We start from the raw sequence: 2,184 nt of genomic DNA, 5'->3' as shown, positions 1-2,184 counted from the left end.
TGTAAGAAAGGGGCCCTCTGGGCTGCGGTTAAGAACACAGCGTAGTGAGTATTAGAATCCGATCCGGGCGCGCGTCAGGAGGGCGTCGAGGACGAAGGCGGCGTCGAGGAAGATCAGCCAGTAGAGAGCCCGCTCGATGAAGGGGGCGTATTCGTCGGGAGTTCGGCTGGGCCCCGCGCCGGACCAGAGCCTTCCGGGCCAGAGTCCCGCCAGGATGAGGGCGGCGAAGACGCGGGCGAGCGGCGGCATGAAGTCGGCGACCAGCCGCGTGTACATCAGCATCCACATCCCCAGGCCGGCGACGAGGCTGACCACCGCGAGCATCTGCCACGGCCGGCTCGACACCACGAGTTTGTATCTGGCGGCGATGCTGTAGCCCGAGATGGCGGCCGTGGCGCAGAAAAGCACCAGGCCGTGCCGCACCCACAAGGGTCCCCAGGGCATCAGGAGGTTCCAGTCGGCGCGGTTGTGGGGTGAGCCGACGGCCGCGGCCACACCGATGCCGTAGTTCAGCAACCGGCACAGGCCCATGACGGTCATCGCGACGTAGGCCGGGCCTTGCTTCGCGCCGAGGTTGTAGAGGTTGATGACGCCGAAGGTCCCGATGGCCAGGAGCACCGCGGAGCCCGTCAGCCGGGAGACGCCGAGAATCGCCAGCGCCGCGGCGGCGACAAGCAGCAGCCAGGCCCCCGTCAGGCCGACCTCGCCCGTGACGAGCGGCCGGGGAAGGTTCATCAGCCTGTCGCGCCGCAGGTCCACCAGGTCGTTCTCGACCATGCCGAACAGGTAAAGCCCTGCGGAGATGCCCGCCAGAAGGATGACCGTCCGCCCGTCGAAGTCGGTGATCTTCCCGGAACCGATAAGTGCGACGGCGTAGCCGGCGATGACGTCCGAGATGGCCGTCACGAACAGCGGAACGCGAAGGAGACGCCCGTAGCCGCGAAGCGTGCTCATGGGGGGATTCTCCGCGCCGCAGGCCGGCAATTCCAGTCTTTTCCGCCCCGGAGGGGGGCGATATAATGCCGCCGCCATGATTGTCACGATTGACGGGACGGTCGGCAGCGGGAAAAGCACGGCGGCGGCGGGCCTGGCCCGACGCCTCGGAGCCGCCCACCTCGACACCGGCGCTATGTACCGCGCGCTGACCTTGAAGGCCCTCGAAACCGGCGTGGACCTGGAAGACGAGAAAGCCCTCGAGGCCCTCGCCGTGGCGAGCGACGTGGAACTCGACGGCCGGGCGGGCGAGCAGCGGGTCCGTCTCGACGGCCGCGACGTCACCGACGCCATCCGCGCCAACCGGGTGAGCACGCACGCGCATTACGTCGCCCGCGCGCCCACCGTCCGCCGCGTGATGGTTCGGAAGCAGCGCGCCTTCGCCGAACGGGCCGGCGATGTCGTCGCCGAGGGACGCGACCAGGGAACCGTCGTCTTCCCCGGCGCCGAGGTGAAATTTTTCCTGAATGCGGACCCGAGGGAGCGGGCGCGGCGTCGGCAAGTGGAACTCGAGGCTCGGGGCGAGTACCGGTCGTTCCGGGAAGTGCTCGAGGAGATTCAGGAGCGCGACCGCCGCGACTCGACGCGCGAGGCCTCGCCCCTGAAGGCCGCCGACGACGCCGTCCGCGTCGACACCAGCGGCATGACCATCGAGGAGATGATCGAGGCCCTCGTCGCCGAGGTCCGCCGCCGAACCAAGGAGACGCCGTGAAGGGCCTTCGCCTCGTCTGGTATCGGTTGTGGCAGCAGGTGGCGGGGTTTCTGTTCGTGCTCGTGTTCGGTCTGCGGGTGCACCATCGTCGGCGATTTCCGCGGACGGGCGGCGTGCTGGTGGTCGCGAACCACCAGAGTTACCTGGACCCGATCCTGGCGGCCGTGGGCATGCCGCGGGCCTTTCACCCCATGGCCCGGGAATCGCTTTTCCGGTTTGCACCGTTCCGGTGGCTAATCGGGAGCCTGTATGCGTTTCCGGTTCGGCGCGGCACCGCGGACCTGGCGGCGGTCAAGGAAGCGCTGCGTCGCCTCAAGGCAGGCGGCGTGGTCCTGATGTTCCCCGAGGGGACGCGGACCCGCGACGGGTCCATCGGGCCGATGCACGGCGGTCCGGCGGCGATAGCGGCCCGGGCGGGCGTTCCCATCGTGCCGATGGTGATTGACGGGGCGTTCGAGGCCTGGCCGAGGACGCGTCGG

General features: G+C 69.0%; 3 protein-coding genes. 2 read left to right on the top strand and 1 reads right to left on the bottom strand.

Annotated features, from left to right (window positions below):
• Positions 1 to 51: 51 nt before the first annotated feature.
• Positions 52 to 954, bottom strand: a complete 903-nt coding sequence (locus NTX40_07360; protein MCX5648896.1) for a hypothetical protein — start codon at positions 952 to 954, stop codon at positions 52 to 54.
• Between the two features lie 76 nt (positions 955 to 1,030).
• Here NTX40_07360 and cmk point away from each other — a divergent pair, with 76 nt between their 5' ends.
• Positions 1,031 to 1,705 (top strand): (d)CMP kinase, encoded by a 675-nt coding sequence (gene cmk / locus NTX40_07355; GenBank protein ID MCX5648895.1) that lies wholly within the window; start codon positions 1,031 to 1,033, stop codon positions 1,703 to 1,705.
• The coding region (locus NTX40_07350; protein MCX5648894.1) for a lysophospholipid acyltransferase family protein at positions 1,702 to 2,184 on the top strand (483 nt) is incomplete at its 3' end. The genes cmk and NTX40_07350, both read left to right, overlap by 4 nt.

The sequence above is a fragment of the Planctomycetota bacterium genome (assembly GCA_026387035.1).
Taxonomy (GTDB): domain Bacteria; phylum Planctomycetota; class Phycisphaerae; order FEN-1346; family FEN-1346; genus JAPLMM01.
Note: the sequence above shows the minus strand (reverse complement) of the source record. Positions and strands in the feature narration are given on the sequence as shown.

Bases quoted from the DNA above. Each gene is read 5' to 3' on its own strand.
- NTX40_07360 (MCX5648896.1), bottom strand. From the start codon at position 954: ATGAGCACGCTTCGCGGCTACGGGCGTCTCCTTCGCGTTCCGCTGTTC.
- cmk (MCX5648895.1), top strand. From the start codon at position 1,031: ATGATTGTCACGATTGACGGGACGGTCGGCAGCGGGAAAAGCACGGCG.